Origin of the sequence: Agromyces badenianii (assembly GCF_003070885.1) — a bacterium.
In the GTDB taxonomy this organism is placed as follows: Bacteria; Actinomycetota; Actinomycetes; order Actinomycetales; family Microbacteriaceae; genus Agromyces; species Agromyces badenianii.
In genome coordinates this window covers 1,881,126-1,899,436 of record NZ_CP028913.1, presented here as the reverse complement: position 1 = coordinate 1,899,436, position 18,311 = coordinate 1,881,126, and the positions used below count along the sequence as shown (strand labels likewise).

17 protein-coding genes are annotated in these 18,311 nt (G+C 71.0%); 13 read left to right on the top strand and 4 right to left on the bottom strand.

All coding sequences use genetic code 11. From position 1 onward, the window contains the following. The first annotated feature begins 122 nt into the window (after nucleotides 1–122). Nucleotides 123–3,641, top strand: coding sequence for a chromosome segregation protein SMC (gene smc / locus DCE93_RS09020; RefSeq protein WP_108595595.1), 3,519 nt, complete (start codon nucleotides 123–125; stop codon nucleotides 3,639–3,641). Nucleotides 3,642–3,680: 39 nt separating this feature from the next. Here the strand turns inward: smc and DCE93_RS09015 are convergent, their stop codons facing one another. Further along, a complete protein-coding gene (locus DCE93_RS09015; RefSeq protein ID WP_108595594.1) occupies nucleotides 3,681–5,345 on the bottom strand; it encodes an alpha-amylase family protein in 1,665 nt (554 codons plus the stop codon). Then, entirely contained in the window at nucleotides 5,342–6,310 is a 969-nt protein-coding gene (locus DCE93_RS09010) for a TIGR03885 family FMN-dependent LLM class oxidoreductase (RefSeq protein ID WP_108595593.1), read from the bottom strand. Before DCE93_RS09010 ends, DCE93_RS09015 begins: the two co-directional genes overlap by 4 nt. A 107-nt stretch (nucleotides 6,311–6,417) precedes the next feature. Between DCE93_RS09010 and ftsY the strand changes: the two genes are divergently transcribed. The 3 genes from ftsY to ffh all read left to right on the top strand — a co-directional run bounded on the left by ftsY (nucleotide 6,418) and on the right by ffh (nucleotide 9,468). Next, the gene (gene ftsY, locus DCE93_RS09005; RefSeq protein ID WP_108595592.1) at nucleotides 6,418–7,293 is read left to right on the top strand and encodes a signal recognition particle-docking protein FtsY; all 876 of its coding nucleotides are present in this window, start codon (nucleotides 6,418–6,420) and stop codon (nucleotides 7,291–7,293) included. A gap of 14 nt (nucleotides 7,294–7,307) precedes the next feature. Then, nucleotides 7,308–7,790 carry a DUF2004 domain-containing protein gene (locus DCE93_RS09000; RefSeq protein WP_108595591.1) on the top strand — a complete coding sequence of 161 codons (483 nt, stop codon included), beginning with the start codon at nucleotides 7,308–7,310 and terminating at the stop codon, nucleotides 7,788–7,790. Between the two features lie 100 nt (nucleotides 7,791–7,890). Next, the gene (gene ffh, locus DCE93_RS08995) at nucleotides 7,891–9,468 is read left to right on the top strand and encodes a signal recognition particle protein (RefSeq protein ID WP_108595590.1); all 1,578 of its coding nucleotides are present in this window, start codon (nucleotides 7,891–7,893) and stop codon (nucleotides 9,466–9,468) included. 31 nt (nucleotides 9,469–9,499) lie between these two features. On the opposite strand, the gene DCE93_RS08990 is transcribed toward ffh, so the two are convergent. Next, entirely contained in the window at nucleotides 9,500–10,306 is an 807-nt protein-coding gene (locus DCE93_RS08990) for a spermidine synthase (protein WP_108595589.1), read from the bottom strand. Nucleotides 10,307–10,432: 126 nt separating this feature from the next. Between DCE93_RS08990 and DCE93_RS08985 the strand changes: the two genes are divergently transcribed. Next, the gene (locus DCE93_RS08985) at nucleotides 10,433–11,869 is read left to right on the top strand and encodes a GH1 family beta-glucosidase (protein ID WP_108595588.1); all 1,437 of its coding nucleotides are present in this window, start codon (nucleotides 10,433–10,435) and stop codon (nucleotides 11,867–11,869) included. Nucleotides 11,870–11,884: 15 nt separating this feature from the next. On the opposite strand, the gene DCE93_RS08980 is transcribed toward DCE93_RS08985, so the two are convergent. Then, nucleotides 11,885–13,054 (bottom strand): glutamate--cysteine ligase, encoded by a 1,170-nt coding sequence (locus DCE93_RS08980; RefSeq protein ID WP_108595587.1) that lies wholly within the window; start codon nucleotides 13,052–13,054, stop codon nucleotides 11,885–11,887. A 275-nt stretch (nucleotides 13,055–13,329) separates the two neighbouring features. Here DCE93_RS08980 and rpsP point away from each other — a divergent pair, with 275 nt between their 5' ends. From rpsP to DCE93_RS08940, 8 genes are all read left to right on the top strand, one after another. Continuing rightward, on the top strand, nucleotides 13,330–13,737 hold the full coding sequence (rpsP, locus tag DCE93_RS08975) for a 30S ribosomal protein S16 (protein ID WP_108595586.1): 408 nt from the start codon (nucleotides 13,330–13,332) through the stop codon (nucleotides 13,735–13,737). A gap of 4 nt (nucleotides 13,738–13,741) precedes the next feature. Beyond that, complete coding sequence (locus tag DCE93_RS08970) at nucleotides 13,742–13,978, top strand: RNA-binding protein (protein ID WP_022891825.1); 237 nt, start codon at nucleotides 13,742–13,744, stop codon at nucleotides 13,976–13,978. A 1-nt stretch (nucleotide 13,979) separates the two neighbouring features. Next, a complete protein-coding gene (gene rimM, locus DCE93_RS08965) occupies nucleotides 13,980–14,615 on the top strand; it encodes a ribosome maturation factor RimM (RefSeq protein ID WP_108595585.1) in 636 nt (211 codons plus the stop codon). Nucleotides 14,616–14,622: 7 nt separating this feature from the next. Then, a complete protein-coding gene (gene trmD, locus DCE93_RS08960) occupies nucleotides 14,623–15,312 on the top strand; it encodes a tRNA (guanosine(37)-N1)-methyltransferase TrmD (RefSeq protein WP_108595584.1) in 690 nt (229 codons plus the stop codon). A 141-nt stretch (nucleotides 15,313–15,453) separates the two neighbouring features. Continuing rightward, complete coding sequence (locus tag DCE93_RS08955) at nucleotides 15,454–16,215, top strand: sirohydrochlorin chelatase (protein ID WP_108931289.1); 762 nt, start codon at nucleotides 15,454–15,456, stop codon at nucleotides 16,213–16,215. Beyond that, on the top strand, nucleotides 16,212–16,922 hold the full coding sequence (gene mobA, locus DCE93_RS08950; protein WP_108595582.1) for a molybdenum cofactor guanylyltransferase: 711 nt from the start codon (nucleotides 16,212–16,214) through the stop codon (nucleotides 16,920–16,922). The genes DCE93_RS08955 and mobA overlap by 4 nt, the downstream gene beginning before the upstream one ends. Next, entirely contained in the window at nucleotides 16,906–17,142 is a 237-nt protein-coding gene (locus DCE93_RS08945; protein WP_108595581.1) for a DUF6457 domain-containing protein, read from the top strand. The genes mobA and DCE93_RS08945 overlap by 17 nt, the downstream gene beginning before the upstream one ends. Further along, nucleotides 17,139–18,305, top strand: coding sequence for a molybdopterin molybdotransferase MoeA (locus DCE93_RS08940; protein WP_108595580.1), 1,167 nt, complete (start codon nucleotides 17,139–17,141; stop codon nucleotides 18,303–18,305). Before DCE93_RS08945 ends, DCE93_RS08940 begins: the two co-directional genes overlap by 4 nt. Nucleotides 18,306–18,311 lie beyond the last annotated feature (6 nt).

The window sequence follows — 18,311 nt, the reverse complement described above, 5'->3', positions numbered from 1 at the left end:
ATCGGCGGGCGGCAGATGCCGGCAAGCGCGGATCGGGACCCGACCGGCGCGCGCGCGCGGCACCCGCCCGAACCTCGGATACCGTAGTCCGCAGCGTTCTCGCGACCAGGAGAGGGTGGGACGTGTACCTGAAGAGCCTGACGCTCAAGGGCTTCAAGTCCTTCGCACAGCCGACGACGTTCGCGTTCGAGCCCGGCGTGACCTGCATCGTCGGTCCCAACGGCTCCGGCAAGTCCAACGTCGTCGACGCGCTCGCCTGGGTCATGGGCGAGCAGGGTGCGAAGACCCTGCGCGGCGGCAAGATGGAGGACGTCATCTTCGCGGGCACGTCGACGCGCGGGCCACTCGGCCGCGCCGAGGTCAGCCTCACGATCGACAACAGCGACGGCGCGCTGCCGATCGAGTACACCGAGGTCACGATCTCGCGCACGCTCTTCCGAAACGGCGCGAGCGAATACGCGATCAACGGCGAGAACTGCCGCCTGCTCGACGTGCAGGAACTGCTCAGCGACTCAGGACTCGGCCGCGAGATGCACGTCATCGTCGGGCAGGGCCAGCTCGACCAGGTGCTGCGGGCGACGCCCGAAGACCGGCGCGGCTTCATCGAGGAGGCGGCCGGCATCCTGAAGCACCGGCGACGCAAGGAGAAGACGCTCCGCAAGCTCGATGCCATGCAGGCGAACCTCACCCGACTCTCCGACCTCGCCGGCGAGATCCGCCGTCAATTGAAGCCCCTCGGTCGCCAGGCCGAGGTCGCGCGCGAGGCCGCGACGATCGCCGCCGTCGTGCGCGACGCCAAGGCCAGGCTCCTCGCCGACGAGGTCGTCGGCCTCCGCCGGGCCCTCGACGAGCACGGCAAGAGCGAGCACGAGCGCCACGCCGAGCGACTCGTGCTGCAGGACCAGCTCGAGCAGCACCAGGCGAAGGTGGCCCGGCTCGAGCAGGCGCAGGTCGGCGATGCCGTCGACCGGGCGCGGTCGACGACCTTCGCGCTCGAGCAGGCGCAGGGCGGTCTCCGCTCGCTCGACTCCCTCGCCCGCCAGCGCATCGCCCTGCTCGGCAGTGCAGCAGAGCAGACGGATGCCTCGCCGAGCGTCACCCGCGCGATGATCGACGAGGCGGTGACCGAACTCACCGGCATTCGAGACAGCGTCGGCACCGCGGCATCCGCGCTCGACGACGCCCACGAGGCGACGATGCTGCGCCGCACCGAACTCGACGCCGTCGACGAGGGCATCGCGCGCCAGAGCGCGCTCGTCTCGGCATACGACCTCGAGATCTCCAAGCTCACAGGCCAGGCCGACTCCGCAGCCTCGAAGCTCGCCGCGGTGCGCGGCGAGGTGCTGCGGCATGAGAACGCGCTCGAGGCCGCTGCCGAGCGACGCGTTGCAGCCGCCACGGCGCTCGCCGCGGCCGAGGCCGACGCGGATTCGGGCGAGACCGCCGAGACCGACCTCGACGAGGCCTACGAACTGGCTCAGGCGGCAGTGTTCGAGGCCGAAGCCGAGATCGAGCGCATTCGCGAAGCACTGCACGACCGCGAACGCGAGCACGGGGCGCTCGCCGCCCGCACCCAGGCGCTTTCGCTCGCCCTCGACCAGAAAGACGGCTCTGCGGCGCTCGTCACCGCCGGCGTCGCCGGTGTGCGAGGCCTCCTCGCCGAGGCGGTGCAGGTCGAACCCGGCTACGAACCGGCGATCGCCGCAGCGCTCGGCTCCCTCGGCGACGCCGTGCTCGTCGACGATCGCGCGGCCGCCTTCCGTGCCCTCGAGCACGCCGAACGCGGCGAGCTCGGCCGCGTCGCCCTTGCGCTCGCCGACGCCGGCTCCGCGCCGGCACCGGCATCGCCGGTCGAAGGGCTCACCGCCGCATCCGCCGTCGTCACGGCCCCTGCCGGCGTGCTCGGCCTCCTCGCCGAGGTGCTGATCGCCGACGACCTCGCGGCAGCTCGCACGGCCGAGACCGCCCTCGCGCAGCGGCAATCGCCGGCCACCGTCATCACGAAGGACGGCACCGTGGTCGGCCGATTCGTGCTGCGCGGCGGCTCCGGACGCAAGCAGAGCCGCATCGAGCTCATCGCCGAGCGCGATCGCGCCGCCGCCCGTCTCGAAGAGGTGCGCGCCGAGATCGAGCGCGCGCGCTTCGAGCTCGCCGAGCAGCGGCAGATCGTGCAGCAGTCCAAGGATCAGGCGAAGGGAGCGCTCGCCGCGCTCCGCGAGTTCGACGCGCAGCTCGCGCAGCGAACAGAGCGACTGAACCGGGCGCGCGTGCAGGCCGAGGCGGCCGATGCCGACTCCGAACGACTGCGCCAGGCCGCAGCGAACGCCGAGGAGCGCGTCGCCGAGGCCGAGCAGCTCGCGGTCGCCGCGAGGGCGGCGCTCGACGCGGCGCGCGCCGAGCCGCGACCGGTGCTCGAGACCGCGGCGCGCGACGGAGCGCTCGCGGCCCTCGAGACGGCCCGCGAGGCCGAGGTGGAGGCGAAGCTGCGCCTCGAGACGGCGAGGGAGCGCGTGCGTGCCGAGGAGGCCCGCATCCGTGCCATGGAGGCGCAGTTCGAAGCCGAGCGGCAGGCCGCAGCGGATGCGGCGCGGCGGGCCGTGATCCGCCGCGCCCAGCTGGAGGCGGCCACCCGGGTCGCCGACGCGCTGCCCGCGGCGCTCTCGTCGGTCGACGCCTCGGTGGCCGAGGCGCGCGTGGCGCTCGGACGCGCGGAGGCCGAACGCGCGAGCCGCAACGAAGAGCTGCAGGCGGTGCGCCGCGAGGAGGCCGCCGCGCGCGAGCGGCTGCACTCGGTCACCGAAGACGTGCACGGGCTCGAGCTGCGCATCTACGAGAAGAAGCTCCACGTGGGCGGACTCGTCGAACGTGCGGAGTCGGAGCTCGGGCTGACCGAAGACGTGCTCGTCGACGAGTACGGCCCCGATCAGGAGGTCCCGGCCGAGGACGGCGAGGGCGAATCCCGCCCCTTCCGGCGCGAGGAGCAGCAGCGCCGGCTCGCGCAGGCCGAACGCAAGTTCGCCCAGCTCGGCCGGGTGAATCCGCTCGCGCTCGAGGAGTTCGCGGCGCTCGAGCAGCGCCATCTGTTCCTCACCGAGCAGCTGACCGATCTCGCGAACACCCGCAAAGACCTGCTGACGATCATCGAGGAGATCGACGGCAAGATGGAGTCGATCTTCCGCAGCGCCTTCGACGACACGAAGGCGGCGTTCGCCGAGGTGTTCCCGGTGCTCTTCCCTGGGGGCGCGGGCAGCATCTCGCTCACCGACCCCGAGAACATGCTCACCACCGGCATCGAGGTGAGCGTCAAGCCCGCGGGTAAGAAGATCGAACGTCTCTCGCTGCTGTCGGGCGGTGAGCGTTCACTCGCCGCCGTGGCACTGCTGATCGCGATCTTCAAGGCCAGGCCCAGCCCGTTCTACATCATGGACGAGGTCGAGGCGGCGCTCGACGACGCGAACCTCGGCCGGCTGCTCACGACCCTCGAGTCCCTCCGCGAGGATTCGCAGCTCATCGTCATCACGCACCAGAAGCGCACCATGGAGATCGCCGACGCGCTCTACGGCGTCTCGATGCGACAAGACGGCGTGTCGGCGGTCGTCGGCCAGCGCGTCCGCGAGGAGCGCGAGGCGAAGGCGAGCTGAGGATGCCGCGGCATCCGCTCGTCGATGCCGCCGCGCCGCTCAGGTGAGCCGGCGGTCGTCGGGTTCGACGATGCGGAACCAGCGATAGCCGTAGGCGTCGAGGTGCACGTCGATGCGCCCCCGTTCGTCGAGGGCGAAGGTGTCGACGGCGAACAGGTCGGAGAGCACTGTGTCGGGCGCCACCGGTCCGAGCTCGAGCGCAACGACCGTCGGGGTCGGAGCGAAGTTGTGCACCGCCACGAATCGCCCGACATCCGCCGTGATGCGGTGTGCGAGCACGGCGTGCTGCCCGCTCGGAAGCACCTCGTGGCGGCCCCAGCCGATCTCGGGGGAGCTGCGGTACCGCACCGCGAAGCTCCGGATGTGGTTGAGCAGCGAATCGGGGTCGTGCATCTGCGCCTCGACGTTCACGTGCTCGGGGGCGTACCCGTCGGCGGGCGGTGCCGCGGTGAGCCGGCGCGGCGCGGCGCGGGAGAAGCCGCCGTTCGGCCCGTCGGTCCACTGCATGGGGGTGCGCACCGTCATCCGGCCGCCGCCGTTGCGGTTCTCACCCATGCCGATCTCCTCCCCGTAGAAGAGCACAGGGGTTCCCGGCAACGAGAAGAGCAGGCTGTAGACCATGCGGATGCGACGCGGATCGCCGTCGAGCATCGTCGGCAGGCGCCGTGCGATGCCGCGGTCGTAGACGCGCATCCACTCCTCGGGCGCGAACGCCTCGAACACCTCGTGACGCTCGGCTTCGCTCAGCTTGTCGAGGGTGAGTTCGTCGTGGTTGCGCACGAAGTTCGCCCACTGGGCCTCGGGTTCGAGCTGCGGGCGCTGCGCGAGCGACGCCGCGAACGGGCGGGCGTCCTCCCTCGCGAGCGAGAGGTAGAGCGCCTGCATGCCGAGGAAGTCGAACTGCATCGTGAGCTCCGGCGCGGCGCCGGTTCGGCCGAAGTACTCGAGCTGCTGGTCGTACGGCAGGTTCACCTCGCCGAGCAGTACGGCGTCGCTCGAGCGGCGCTGCAGGAAGCGGCGGATGTCGCGGAGGAACTCGTGCGGGTCGCCGATGTCGACGCCCTCGGGCGGCTCGATCAGGAACGGCACCGCGTCGACCCGGAAGCCCGAGATGCCGAGCTCGAGCCAGTATCCGATGGTCTTCGCGATCTCGTCGCGCACCGCGGGGTTGGCGATGTTGAGGTCGGGCTGGTGGCGGTAGAAGCTGTGCAGGTAGTACTGCCCGCTGCGCTCGTCGAGTTCCCACACGCTGTCTTCCTCGCCGGGGAAGACGGTCTTCGCCTGCTTCGCCGGCGGCTCGTCACGCCACACGTAGTAGTCGCGATACGGCGATGTGCGGCTCCGGCGCGCGGCCGCGAACCACGGATGGCGGTCGGAGGTGTGGTTCATGACGAAGTCGATGATCACCCGCATGCCCCGGTCGCGGGCGGTGCGCGTGAACTCGGCCACGTCGCCGAGGGCGCCGAGACGCGGGTCGACTCCGGTGAAGTCGGTGATGTCGTACCCGTCGTCGCGATCGGGGGTCGGCTGGAAGGGCATGAGCCAGATGCACGTCACGCCGAGTTCCGCCAGGTGGTCGAGCCGGTGCGCGAGGCCCTCGAAGTCGCCGAAGCCGTCGTCGTTCCAGTCCATGTAGGTCTCGACGTCGAGGCAGTAGACGACGGCGGTCTTCCACCACAGGTCGCTGCGATCGGTGATCTTCATCGGCCGGCCTCCTTGAGGGCGGGAAGCACGTGCTCGCCGAAGGCGTCGATGAATCCGGCCTGTTCGGTGCCCACGTGATGGAGGTAGATGCGGTCGACGCCGAGTTCGGCGAGCCCGGTCAGGTGATCGAGGTGCCGGCTCAGGTCGGAGGAGACCTGCAGGGTCCGGGCGACCTGCTCGGCCGAGACATCCGCAGTGCGCTCGTCGAACGCCTCGGGGGTGTCGAGCTCCCACGAGAGGTGCGCGGGAACGAGGCTCTGGCGCCACTGGTCGTGCGCGATGGCGAGCGCCTCATCGTCGGTCGGCGCCCAACTGAGGTGCACCTGCACGGCGACCGGGCCGCGCCCGCCGGCATCGCGATACCCGCCGATGAACTCTTGGAGCTCCTCCCGCGGCTGGTCGACCGTGATGACACCGTCGGCCCACGCGGCGACCTCGCGGGCCGTCTCGACGCTCACCGCGGCCGCGAACAGCGGGGCCGGCGACTCGGGCAGGCTCCAGATGCGGGCTCGATCGACCCTGATGCGGCCGTCGGCCGAGACCTGCTCGCCCGCGAGCAGCCGCCGCATGACGTCGACGGTCTCGGCGAGCCGCGCGTCGCGCTCGGCCTTCTCGGGCCAGGGGTCGCCGGTGACGTGCTCGTTGATCGCCTCACCGCTGCCGATCGCCGCCCAGAACCGATGCGGGTACATCTCGGCGAGCGTCGCGATCTTCTGCGCGGCGATCGCCGGGTGATATCGCTGCCCGGGAGCCGTGACGACGCCGAGCGAGAATCTCGTCGCCTCGAGTGCGGCGGCGAGCCAGCTCCACGCGTACCCGGAGTGTCCTTGGCGGACGCTCCAGGGTTCGAGGTGGTCGCTGCACAACGCGGCATCGAAACCGGCCTGCTCTGCGTGCTTGACCGCGTCGAGGAGGCGGCTCGGCGGGAGTTGTTCGTGCGAGGCGTGGAATCCCACGATCGTCATTCGCACTCCTTCCGTTGCCTCGAGGCTTCCGCGTCGCACGGTGCCCGGCAACCCCTTGCGGCTCATCCCTGGATCGGTGTACCGGGAGCGCGCCCTAGGCTGGAGCCATGGCAGAACGTGCATCGTGGTCCCTCGGCGCGGCCCTTCGCGGGGTCTTCGGTGCGAAGACGATCGACGACGACACCTGGGACGACCTCGAGTCGGCGCTGATCCGAGCCGATTTCGGCCCGGCCGTCACCGAGGAGATCGTGGCGCAGATCAGGGCGCAGGTCGAGCGGTTCAAGACGACGGACCCCAAAGACGTGCAGCGGATGCTCCGCGAGATCGTCGAGGAGCGGCTCGCGAAGTACGACCCGACGTTGAAGCTCACCGAGCGGCCGGCCGTCGTGCTCGTCGTCGGCGTCAACGGAGTGGGCAAGACCACGACGATCGGCAAGTTCGCGAAGTTCCTGCGCAACTACGACCGCAGCGTCGTCGTCGGAGCGGCCGACACCTTCCGTGCGGCCGCCGTCGACCAGCTCGCGACGTGGGCCGAGCGCGCCGGGGCCGGCATCGTGCGCCCCGAGCGCGAAGGGCAAGACCCCGCATCCGTCGCCTTCCAGACCGTCGAGCAGGCCAAGCGCGACGGCACCGAGATCGTCATCATCGACACCGCGGGCCGGCTGCACACCAAGGGCGGGCTCATGGACGAGCTCGGCAAGATCAGGCGCGTCGTCGAGAAGCAGGCGCCGATCAGCGAGGTGCTGCTCGTGCTCGACGCGACGACCGGCCAGAACGGACTCGCCCAGGCCGAGGCGTTCATCGAGCACGGCGGCGTCACCGGCCTCGTGCTGACCAAGCTCGACGGCAGCGCGAAGGGCGGGTTCGTGCTCGCGGTGCAGGAGAAGACCGGCCTGCCGATCAAGCTCATCGGCCAGGGCGAGGGCATCGGCGACCTCACGGGATTCACGCCGCACGTCTTCGCGCAGAAGCTCGTCGGCTGAGAGGAAGAAGCGACATGGCGATCGAACACGACTACTTCGGACTCATCGGCGACTACTGGGCCGAGCGCAAGGAGTACGGCGACCAAGACGTCGAGGTCGTGCTCGACGCCGACTCCGACGCGGTCTCCACGGCGTCGCTCGACGCGGCGGCGACCATGGTCGGCGAACTCGAGCTCATCGACGACGAGCTGCGCGGCGTCTTCGTCGGCCAGCTCGACTCAGGCGGCAGCGTCGTCTCGCAATTCCTCGTCGCGGTGCTCGACGGCGACGACGCGGATGCCGCGGCCGACGCGATCACCCGGGATTCAGGCGACCGCCACATCGACGCGCTGCGCTCGCTGAGCCTCGTGCGCGTCGACCTCCGCCCCGACGCCGACGGCGACGGCGAGACCTTCGCGGAGTTCGAATACGGCCTCGCGCCGGAAGACCTCGACGCCCGCCTCGTCGCCTCCATCGACATCGGCCGCGACCTGGTCGACCTCCGCTTCGACGCCTGAGCTCGTCGCAGGGAAGGGCGGCCGTTCCGGCCGCGTCGGCGAGCGCTTCGGCCGACCGGGCGCCGACGCGGCATCCGACCTCATTTAGACTTGGCAGACCATGGCTACCTTCGGAAACCTGTCTGACCGCCTCGCCGAGACCTTCAAGAATCTCCGCACCAAGGGCAAGCTCTCCGCGTCCGACGTCGACGGCACCGTTCGCGAGATCCGCCGCGCACTGCTCGACGCCGACGTCTCGCTCGACGTCGTCAAGCAGTTCACGGCGCACGTGCGCGAGCGCGCGCTCAGCGACGAGGTCAACAAGGCGCTGAACCCGGCGCAGCAGGTCGTGCAGATCGTCAACGACGAGCTCATCGCGATCCTCGGCGGCGAGCAGCGGCGCCTGCAGTTCGCGAAGAACCCGCCCACCGTCATCATGCTCGCCGGCCTCCAGGGCGCCGGCAAGACCACGCTCGCGGGCAAGCTCGCGAAGTGGCTCGTGAAAGACGGGCACACGCCACTGCTCGTCGCGGCCGACCTCCAGCGCCCGAACGCCGTGAACCAGCTGCAGGTCGTCGGCGGCCAGGCGGGCGTGCCGGTCTTCGCCCCCGAACCCGGCAACGGCATCGGCGACCCCGTGAAGGTCGCGAAAGACGCCGTGAAGCAGGCCGAGCGCGCCCAGCACGACGTCGTCATCATCGACACCGCCGGCCGGCTCGGCGTCGACGCCGAGATGATGAAGCAGGCCTCGAACATCCGCAAGGCCACGAACCCCGACGAGGTGCTCTTCGTCATCGACGCCATGATCGGCCAAGACGCCGTCACGACGGCGAAGGCCTTCCAAGAAGGTGTCGACTTCACCGGCGTCGTGCTCTCCAAGCTCGACGGCGACGCACGCGGCGGCGCCGCGCTCAGCGTCGCCTCCGTCACCGGCCGGCCCATCATCTTCGCCTCGACGGGTGAAGGGCTCGACGACTTCGAGCCGTTCCACCCCGACCGCATGGCGAGCCGCATCCTCGACCTCGGCGACATCCTCACCCTCATCGAGCAGGCGCAATCCGCCTTCGACGAAGAAGAGGCGCTGAAGGTCGCCGAGAAGTTCGCGACCGACCAGTTCACCCTCAACGACTTCCTCGGCCAGATGCAGCAGTTGCGCGGCGCCGGGTCGATCAAGAAGATGCTCGGCATGCTGCCGGGCGCCGGCGGCATGAAGCAACAGCTCGAGAACTTCGACGAGCGAGAGATCGTGCGCACCGAGGCGATCATCCAGTCGATGACTCCAGCGGAGCGCGAGAACACCAAGCTGCTGAACGGCTCGCGGCGCCTGCGCATCGCGAAGGGCTCGGGCATGACCGTCACCGACGTGAACCAGCTCGTCTCGCGCTTCGAGCAGGCCGCGAAGATGATGAAGACGGTCGCGCGCGGTGGCATGCCGCAGATCCCCGGCATGGGGCCGATTCCGGGCGGCGGCGGCCACGGCGGCGGCAAGCGTCAGTCGGGCAAGGGCAAGAAGTCGAACGCGTCGCGGTCGGGCAATCCCGCCAAGCGTGCCGCCGAGAACGCGGCGATAGCTTCGGGCGGCGCACCCGGCGAGTCGAGCGCACCGGCCGGTTCGGGCTTCGGGCTCGGCGGCGGCGGCGCGAAGGCGGCACCGAGCGAAGAGGAGCTCGCCGCCCTGCAGCGGATGCTCCGCCGCTAGGCACGGCGGAGCGGGTGCCCGACCGGGTCGGTCAGGGCAGCGCGTCGCGGCGCACCTCACCCGCGAACATCTCGAGGGCCTGCCCGTCGACGACCGCGGCTCCGGTGGCGACCGAGACCGGGTCGGCGGCGAGCCGACGGGCCACCGCGGCCGCGTCGAGCGGATGCCGCGACGCCACGATGATCGTGTTGCCGGGTGCCACGCCCATGAGCACGGCCTCGGAGGCGATCGCGAGCGTCTGCGGCAGCACGTCGAGCACAGCCGCGAGCGTGTCGCTCGTGACCCGCGGCTCGGCGCCGTTCAGGCAATTGACGATGAGCACACCGCCCGGCGAGAGCAGGGAGACGAGTTCTTCGAAGAACTCCAACGTCGTGACGTGCCGGGGCACGATGCCGCCAGCGAAGATGTCGACGAGCACGAGGTCCCAGTTCGCGTCGTCGTCGGCGCGGAGCCGCTGCACCTCGGCCCTGGCGTCGCCGATCGCGAGCTCGATGGGTGCACCCTCGGGGAGTGGCAGATGCCGGGTGACGAACTCGAGCAGCTCAGGATGCAGCTCGACGACGCGTTGCCGGCTGCGCGGATGCAGTGCGTGCACGTAGCGGGGGAGCGTCAGCCCGCCGGCACCGAGGTGCAGCACCGCGGGCTCCCCAACGGGCAGGGCCGAGAGGGCCGCCGCGATGCGGCGCACGTAGGGCAGTTGCAGGTCGAGGGGATCGTCGGGATTGACGTGGGACTGGGTCACGTCGTCGATCACGAGCGAGAAGCCGCCGTTCGAGCCGCGATCGGGCTGGAGCTCGGCCCGGTATTCAGCGGTCTCGAGGGTCGGCGGAGTCTCCATGATTCGACCCTAGGCGATGCCGCGACGAGGCGGCCGCGTCGCGCTCCGGCAGCCGAGCACGGCACGCGGTCTGCGCGATACAGTGGTGCCCCTGCACGATACGGCGCGACGACTGGAGCCCTGACGATGACGATCGGCACCCCCGACTACCGAGATGCAGGCCTCGAATTCGGCGAGGATTTCCTGTTCGGCTCGGCCACCGCTTCGTACCAGATCGAGGGTGCGGTGCGCGAAGACGGCCGCGGACCGTCGATCTGGGACACCTTCAGCCACACGCCGGGCAAGGTGTGGAACGGAGACACCGGCGATACCGCGTGCGACCACTACCACCGGCTCGATGAAGACCTCGACCTCATGGCCGGGCTCGGCCTCGAGGCCTACCGCTTCTCGATCGCCTGGCCGCGCATCCAGCCGACCGGGCGCGGCGTCGCCAACGAGGCCGGGCTCGCGTTCTACGAGCGCCTCGTCGACGGGCTCATCGCCCGCGGCATCCGCCCGATTGCGACGCTGTACCACTGGGACCTGCCGCAGGCCCTCGAAGACGAAGGCGGGTGGGCGAACCGCGAGACCGCGTACGCGTTCGCCGAATACGCGCGCATCGTCGGCGAACGGCTCGGCGACCGGGTCGCCGTGTGGACGACCCTCAACGAGCCGTGGTGCAGCGCCTACCTCGGCTACGGCTCCGGCGCTCACGCGCCCGGCCTCATGGACGGTGCGAAGGCGCTCGCCGCGGTGCACCACCTGAACCTCGCCCACGGGCTCGCGATCGCCGCCCTGCGCGAGGTCGCGACGAACGACCCCGGCTACTCGATCACCCTGAACCTGCACGTCATCCGCCCCTCGGGCGAGGGCGGCGCCGAGGCCGCGCGACGCATCGACGGGCTCGCGAATCGAGTGTTCCTCGGGCCGCTGCTCGGTGACGGCTACCCGGCCGACGTGATCGCCGACACGGCGGAAGTCACCGATTGGGGGTTCGTGCGGCCAGGCGACACCGAGATCATCGCCGAGCCGCTCGACCTGCTCGGCGTGAACTACTACTCGACCGTGACGGTCGACATGTGGAACGGCGTCTCGCCGCGCGTCAACGCCGACGGGCACAAGGACATGGGCGGCACGCCGTGGCCCGGCTCCGAGCACGTCGAGTTCCTCGAGCAACCCGGCCCGTACACCGACATGGGCTGGAACATCGACCCCTCGGGCCTCGAAGACCTGCTCGTCTCGCTCAGCGAGCGGTACCCCGAGTTGCCGCTCATGGTGACCGAGAACGGGGCGGCGTTCCCCGACGTCGTCGTCGACGGGCCCGAGGGGCCGGCCGTGCACGACGAGCAGCGCACCGACTACCTGCGTCGGCACTTCACGGCCGCCCATCGGGCGATGGCGCGCGGCGTCGATCTGCGCGGGTACCAGGTGTGGTCGCTCATGGACAACTTCGAGTGGGGCTACGGGTACTCCAAGCGATTCGGCATCGTTCGCGTCGACTACGACTCGTTCGAACGCCTGCCGAAAGACAGCGCGCACTGGTATGCCGAGCTGATCCGCACGCGGCGGCTCCCGCCCGCGTAGTCTCGGCCGGCCGGTTCAACGACCGGTGGATGCTGCGGACGGCCCGCTCTCGATGCCGTCGCGCAGCTCGCGGGCGAGGTGGGAGACCACGGCCCTGAGGTCGCCGCCTGCCGCCTCGGCGACGCGAAGCTGGCGAGCATAGCTCGCGCCCGCGTCGAGCATGCCGCGCACGCCTTGCAGTTCGACGGCGCAGCCGAGGCGCTCGGCGATCGGCGCGAGCGTGGTGATGAGTTCCCGGAGGTGATCGGCCACGGGACGCTCGGTGCCCGCGACATCCGTGATCACCTCGGCCTCGAGCCCGTATCGCGCCGCCCGCCACTTGTTCTCGCGCACGTACCACGGCTGCAGCACGGTCAGCGTGCCGCCCTCGTCGAGCGTCGTGCTCATCCATTCCACGAGGCACTGCACGAGGGCCCCGATCGCGGCGATCTCGGCGGCGGTCGAAAGCCCGTCGCAGACGCGCACCTCGACGGTGCCCCACTTCGGTGAGGGCCGGATGTCCCAGCGCACCTCGCTGTGATCCTCGATGACGCCCGTGCGCACGAGGTCGTCGACGTAGCGCTCGTACGCCGGCCAGTCCGCGAGCGGGTAGGGGAGTCCGGCCGTCGGCAGCTGCTGGAACATGAGGGCGCGGTTCGAGGCGTATCCCGTGTCGACGCCGGCCCAGAACGGGCTCGAGGCCGAGAGGGCCTGCAGATGCGGCAGGTAGGCGAGCAGCCCGTCGAGGATCGGCAGGGCCTTGTCGCGATCTTCGATGCCGACGTGCACGTGCACGCCCCAGATCATCATGTTGCGGCCCCACCACCGGGTGCGCTCGATGAGCTTGTGGTACCGCGGCTTGTCGGTGAGGTGCTGGTCGTACCACTGGCTGAACGGGTGCGAGCCGGCGCAGATGAGCTCGTACTCGCCGAGGCCGTCGATGACGGTCCGCACCTCGGCGAGCTGGGTCTCGAGGTCGGCGACCGCGTCGGCGACGCGGGCGTGGGGGCCGCTGACGAGCTCGACGGTGTTCGTGAGGAGTTCGGAGGTGATGAACGGATGCGCCGCCCCATCGCTCGTGCGGTCGAGCACCTCGAGCACTCGATCGGCGATCGAGGCGAGTTCGCCGCTGGCCCGGTCGACGATCGCGACCTCCCACTCGAGGCCCACACTCGAGCGCGGCGAGTCCGCGAACCCGATCGTCATGGCACGACCCCCGTTCCCGCGGCGCGTGCGCCGACGTGCAGACATCATGCCACGCCGGTCTCCGGCGGTGATGTGCGCCGTGTCACCCGATGACGCGGCACCGGCACCTCGCCCGGGCGATTACCGTTGCGGCCCGAGATCTGCAAGAATGGTCAGTCGAGTTCTGTTACGCCCGACCCTCTATCCGGCACGCAGAACCCCATTGAGCTTCCGCCGAGTGTGCACCCCACTCTCACGGCTGTCAGTTCGCCAACTCACAACACTTCAGGAGAATTGTGGCTGTCAAGATCCGTCTCAAGCGCCTCGGCAAGATCCGTGCGCCGTACTACCGCATCGTCGTCGCCGACTCGCGCACCAAGCGCGACGGTCGCGTGATCGAGGAGATCGGCAAGTACCACCCCACCCAGAACCCCTCGTTCATCGAGGTCGACTCCGACCGCGCGCAGTACTGGCTCTCCGTCGGCGCGCAGCCGACCGAGCAGGTCGCGGCGATCCTCAAGCTCACGGGCGACTGGGGCAAGTTCAAGGGCGACAAGAACGCCGTCTCGACCGTGCAGGTCGCTGAGCCGAAGGCCGCCTTCGTCGCCGACGAGAAGAAGAAGCCGGTGCTCAAGCCCAAGGCCGAGAAGCCCGCACCCAAGGTCGAAGAGGCTCCCGCCGAGACCGCGACGGACGAGGCGTAAAGCCTTGCTCCAGTCCGCGCTCGAACACCTCGTCAAGGGGATCGTCGATCACCCTGACGAGGTGAAGGTCGTCTCCGCGTCGAGCGCACGTGGCGAGGTCCTCGAGGTTCACGTGAACCCCGAGGACCTCGGTCGCGTGATCGGCCGTGCCGGCCGCACCGCGAAGGCGCTCCGCACCCTCGTCACCGCCCTCGCCGACGGTCGCCGCGTTCGCGTCGACGTCGTCGACACCGACGACTGACGTGGCCGACACCGCAGGAACGCAACTCCGGGTCGGCCGCCTCCTGAAGGCCCACGGCCTGAAGGGCGCGATCAAGGTCGAGCTCTACACGGATGACCCCGCGCGCCGCTTCGTGCCCGGCGCCGAGTTCTCCCTCCAGGTGCCCGACTCGTCGCCCTGGCATGGCAAGAACCTCGTGCTCCGCGAGCTCCGCTGGTACAACGGGCACGCCGTCGGATTCTTCGACGGCGTCGATGACCGCACCGCGGCCGAGGGCCTTGCGAAGGCGATCCTCTGGGTCACCCACGTCGAAGAAGAGGCGCCCGAAGACGACGCCTGGTACGACCACCAGCTGATCGGCCTCGCGGTGGTGCGCGACGGTGAGCGCATCGGCGAGGTCGCGCACGTCGATCACCTGCCGGCGCAAGACCTGTTGATCGTGAAGACCCGCGGCGGCGAGGTCATGGTGCCGTTCGTCTCGGCGATCGTGCCCGAGGTCGACCTGGCCGCAGGCACCCTGACGGTGACGCCGCCACCAGGGCTCTTCGAAGAGCTCCCCGAGGCAGAGGCGGTTCCCGAGGCTTCCGCCGAGACCACCGAGGCCGAGACCACCGAGGCGGATGCCGCGGCGCCCGCCGAGGCCGAGCGCGACGAATAGCCGGCCGATGCGCATCGACATCGTCACGATCTTCCCCGAGTTCTTCTCGGTGCTCGACCTGTCGCTGCTCGGCAAGGCCCGCCAGTCGGGCCTCATCGAGGTGACGGCCCACGACCTGCGCGACGCCGCCCACGACCGGCACCGCACGGTCGACGACACTCCGTACGGCGGCGGTGCGGGCATGGTCATGAAGCCCGAGCCGTGGGGCGAGGCGCTCGACGGCATCGTCGGAGACGGGGCATCCGATGCCCTGCTGATCGTGCCGTCGCCCGCCGGGGAGCCGTTCACCCAGCAGATCGCCCGCGAACTCGCCGCCGAGACGCACCTCGTGTTCGCGTGCGGTCGGTACGAGGGCATCGACCAGCGCGTGGTCGATCACTACGCGACGCGCATGCGCGTGCGACTCATCAGCCTCGGCGATTACGTGCTGAACGGCGGCGAGGTCGCGGTCATGGCGATGATCGAGGCGGCCGGTCGTCTCGTGCCCGGCGTCGTCGGCAACCCCGAGAGCCTCGTCGAGGAATCGCACGAAGACGGGCTGCTCGAGTATCCGAGCTACACCAAGCCCGCGTCGTGGCGCGGACGCGAGGTGCCACCGGTGCTGCTCTCGGGCAACCACGGCGCGATCGCCGCCTGGCGGCGTGAGCAGCAGATCGAGCGCACGCGCCGCGTACGGCCCGAACTCCTCGGCGAGTAGCATTCGGCGGCTCAGCGCTCCGCCCTGCGGCGCGGCAGTCTTCACGTGCCCGAAACACGCGGGAGCGATGCGCGAAACACGCCCTCCCTAGCGTCGAAGCGGCGGGTGCAACAGGTTCCGCCGGAGAGCGCGGGTCAGCACATGGTCGGGTCGAGAAGTGCCGGCTCCCCGGCGGAGCACGAAGCGGCGCACCCCCTCCGGCTCGTCGCCGTCACACACGGCGCACCCTCGAGCGCGAACCGTGAGGCGGTGATCCGGCTCGTCGACGGTGTCGCCTCTGCGCGCCCAGACCTCGACGTGTCCATCAGCTTCATCGACGCGAGCCGGTCGGATGTCGCGACGGCGCTCGGTTCGCAGGCCCATCATGAGGCGGTCATCGTGCCCCTCGTGCTCTCAGCCGGATTCCACGTGCGCACGGGGCTCTCGCTCGGGCTCGATCACCTCGGCGCCGGCACGCGCCTCGCGGCGGAGCTCGGACCCGACGACCGGATCGTCGAGGTGCTCGCCGCCCGGCTCGACCGACTGCGTCTCGCCGAGACGGACGCGATCGTGCTCGCCGCGGCAGGATCGAACGACCCGCGTGCGGTGCGGGAGTGCTTCGAGACCGCTCGCCGGCTCGGCCAGCGCCTCGGGCGGTCGGTGACCGTCGGATTCATCGCCGCCGCGATTCCGCGGCTGCCCGACGCGATCGAGATGATCCGAGAGGTGCACCCCGGGGCGAGGGTCGTCGTCGGCAGCTACCTGCTCGCACCGGGCACCTTCTACGACGCCGCCAGGGCGGTCGGGGCCGACGCCATCGCCGAGCCGTTGCTGCTGCCGGGTGAGCCGGCGCCGCAGCAGCTCGTCGAACTCGTGCTCGAGCGCTATGCCGACGTCGGGGTCACTCGCCTGGAGCGAGCATGACCGGCAACTCCGGCGCGTCCGGCATCGTCGCCGCGCAGCGCGATGCGGTCGCCCACGACGCGATCGTGCTCGCGGGGGGCCGCGGCTCACGGCTCGGTGGCATCGACAAGACGGCGCTGACGATCGACGGCGTGAGCCTCGCCGCGCTCGCGATCCGGGCAGTGAGCAACGCTCGCGCGGTCGCCTACGTCTCGCACGCCCCCGTGCCGCGCTGGGTCGCGGCCGATCGGCGCATCCGCGTCGCCGGCGAGGAGCCGCCGTGGGGAGGGCCGGTCCCGGCGATCGCCGCAGGACTCGCCGGACTCGACGATGATGCACAACAATTCACGGTCGTGCTCGCCGGCGACCTGGTCGGTGCAGCACCGGCCGTCGCCGAGCTGCTCGCCCGCGTGCCGTACACGGTCGACGGCGTCATCGGCGTCGACCCCGATGGGCACCGCCAACCGCTGCTCGCCGTGTACCGCACCCCGGCTCTCGCCGCGGCGGTCGCCGACGTGCTCGGCACGACGGGTGGCGCGCCGAGCGGCAGCGGCAGCCGCATGGGTAGGGGCAAGGGCGCTTCGATGCGCGCGGTCCTCGACCGACTCGAGGTGCGCGGCGTGGCGCTCCGCGACAGCTGGTGCGCCGACGTCGACACCGCGGCCGACGCCGCCAGGCACGGCATCGCAGTGCCGACCGGGGAGGTGCGCTGTGTCCGGGTCGCGTGACGTCGAGAGCTGGTCGCGCGAGCTCGCCGAGGCGCTCGGGCTCGACTCCGAGCCGGATGTCGCGGCCGTGCTCGACCTCGCTCGCATCGCCGCGCACGGTGTCGCCCGCCCCGCCGCGCCGTTGACGACGTTTCTCGCGGGGTACGCCGTCGCCCGGGGCATCCCGCTCGACGCCGTCGTCGCCGAGGTCGAACGCCGACTCCGCCAGGAGCAGACGTGAGCGGCACCGGCTGGGACGAGGCGCGGGCCATCGCCTGGCGCGCCGGCGCCGCCCGCCCCCTCGGCGTCGAGACGATCCCGGTCGAGCGTGGTGATGGCCGACGGCTCGGGGCCGCCGTGCACGCCCTGGTCGACCTGCCCACCGTCGACGTCAGCGCCATGGACGGTTGGGCGGTGGCCGGCTCCGGGCCGTGGCGGCTCGACGGCGCCGTCGCGATGGGCGTGCCGCCCGCGCAACGGCTGCGCGCGGGCACCGCACGCGTGATCACGACCGGGGCCGCCGTTCCGCTCGGCACGCTCGGGATCCTGCGGGCCGAGCACGGTGCACCGCTGCCCGGTGAACCCGAAGTGCTGCGCGCCATCGCGACGGAGGCCATCGACGAGGGCCGCGACATCCGCCGCCGCGGTGAAGAGCTGCGCTTCGGCGAGCCGCTCATCCGAGCGGGCGCGCGGCTGACGCCGCCCCGTCTGGCACTCGCGGCGGCTGCAGGCCACGACACGCTCGGCGTGCTCGCGACCCCGCGGGTCGACCTCATCGTCACGGGCGACGAGGTCGTCGCGGCGGGGGTGCCGGCTCCCGGCGCCGTGCGCGACGCGTTCACGCCGTCGTTGCCGCCGCTGCTCGGGCGACTCGGCGCAGCAGCGACGACGAGGCGCATCCCCGATCGGCTCGACCCGTTCATCGATGCGTTCGCGACGGGTCGTCCCGACGTCTTCGTCACGACGGGCGGCACCGCCGGTGGGCATGGAGACCTGCTTCGTCGGGCGATCGTGGCCGAGGGCGGCACCGTCGAGCTCGCCGGGGTGGCGATGCGTCCGGGGCATCCCGTGCTGTTCGCCCGCACGAGCGCCGGGATCCCGGTGCTCGGCCTGCCGGGCAACCCGCTCGCGGCGTTCGCCTGTTTGCTCAGCTTCCTGCCGCCATGGCTCGACGGGGCATCGGGGCGTCCGATGGCCGAGCTCGACCGTGTCGCGGCTCTCGACATCCCGAGCACCGGTCACGAGCGCCGACTGACGCCGTTCGAATGGCGCGACGGCGTGCCGGAGCCGAGCCGGTGGCGCGGATCGGCGATGCTGCGCGGCCTCGCCGATGCCGACGGCTTCCTCGTGTCGCCGAGCGGCGATGGAGAACGCGCCGCCAGGATGCTGCGGCTGCCGTGGTGAGGCGCC

Coding starts and splice junctions, on each gene's coding strand:
- DCE93_RS09015 (WP_108595594.1), bottom strand. CDS start 5,345: ATGAAGATCACCGATCGCAGCGACCTGTGGTGGAAGACCGCCGTCGTC.
- DCE93_RS09010 (WP_108595593.1), bottom strand. CDS start 6,310: ATGACGATCGTGGGATTCCACGCCTCGCACGAACAACTCCCGCCGAGC.
- ftsY (WP_108595592.1), top strand. CDS start 6,418: ATGGCAGAACGTGCATCGTGGTCCCTCGGCGCGGCCCTTCGCGGGGTC.
- DCE93_RS09000 (WP_108595591.1), top strand. CDS start 7,308: ATGGCGATCGAACACGACTACTTCGGACTCATCGGCGACTACTGGGCC.
- ffh (WP_108595590.1), top strand. CDS start 7,891: ATGGCTACCTTCGGAAACCTGTCTGACCGCCTCGCCGAGACCTTCAAG.
- DCE93_RS08990 (WP_108595589.1), bottom strand. CDS start 10,306: ATGGAGACTCCGCCGACCCTCGAGACCGCTGAATACCGGGCCGAGCTC.
- DCE93_RS08985 (WP_108595588.1), top strand. CDS start 10,433: ATGACGATCGGCACCCCCGACTACCGAGATGCAGGCCTCGAATTCGGC.
- DCE93_RS08980 (WP_108595587.1), bottom strand. CDS start 13,054: ATGACGATCGGGTTCGCGGACTCGCCGCGCTCGAGTGTGGGCCTCGAG.
- trmD (WP_108595584.1), top strand. CDS start 14,623: ATGCGCATCGACATCGTCACGATCTTCCCCGAGTTCTTCTCGGTGCTC.
- DCE93_RS08955 (WP_108931289.1), top strand. CDS start 15,454: ATGGTCGGGTCGAGAAGTGCCGGCTCCCCGGCGGAGCACGAAGCGGCG.
- mobA (WP_108595582.1), top strand. CDS start 16,212: ATGACCGGCAACTCCGGCGCGTCCGGCATCGTCGCCGCGCAGCGCGAT.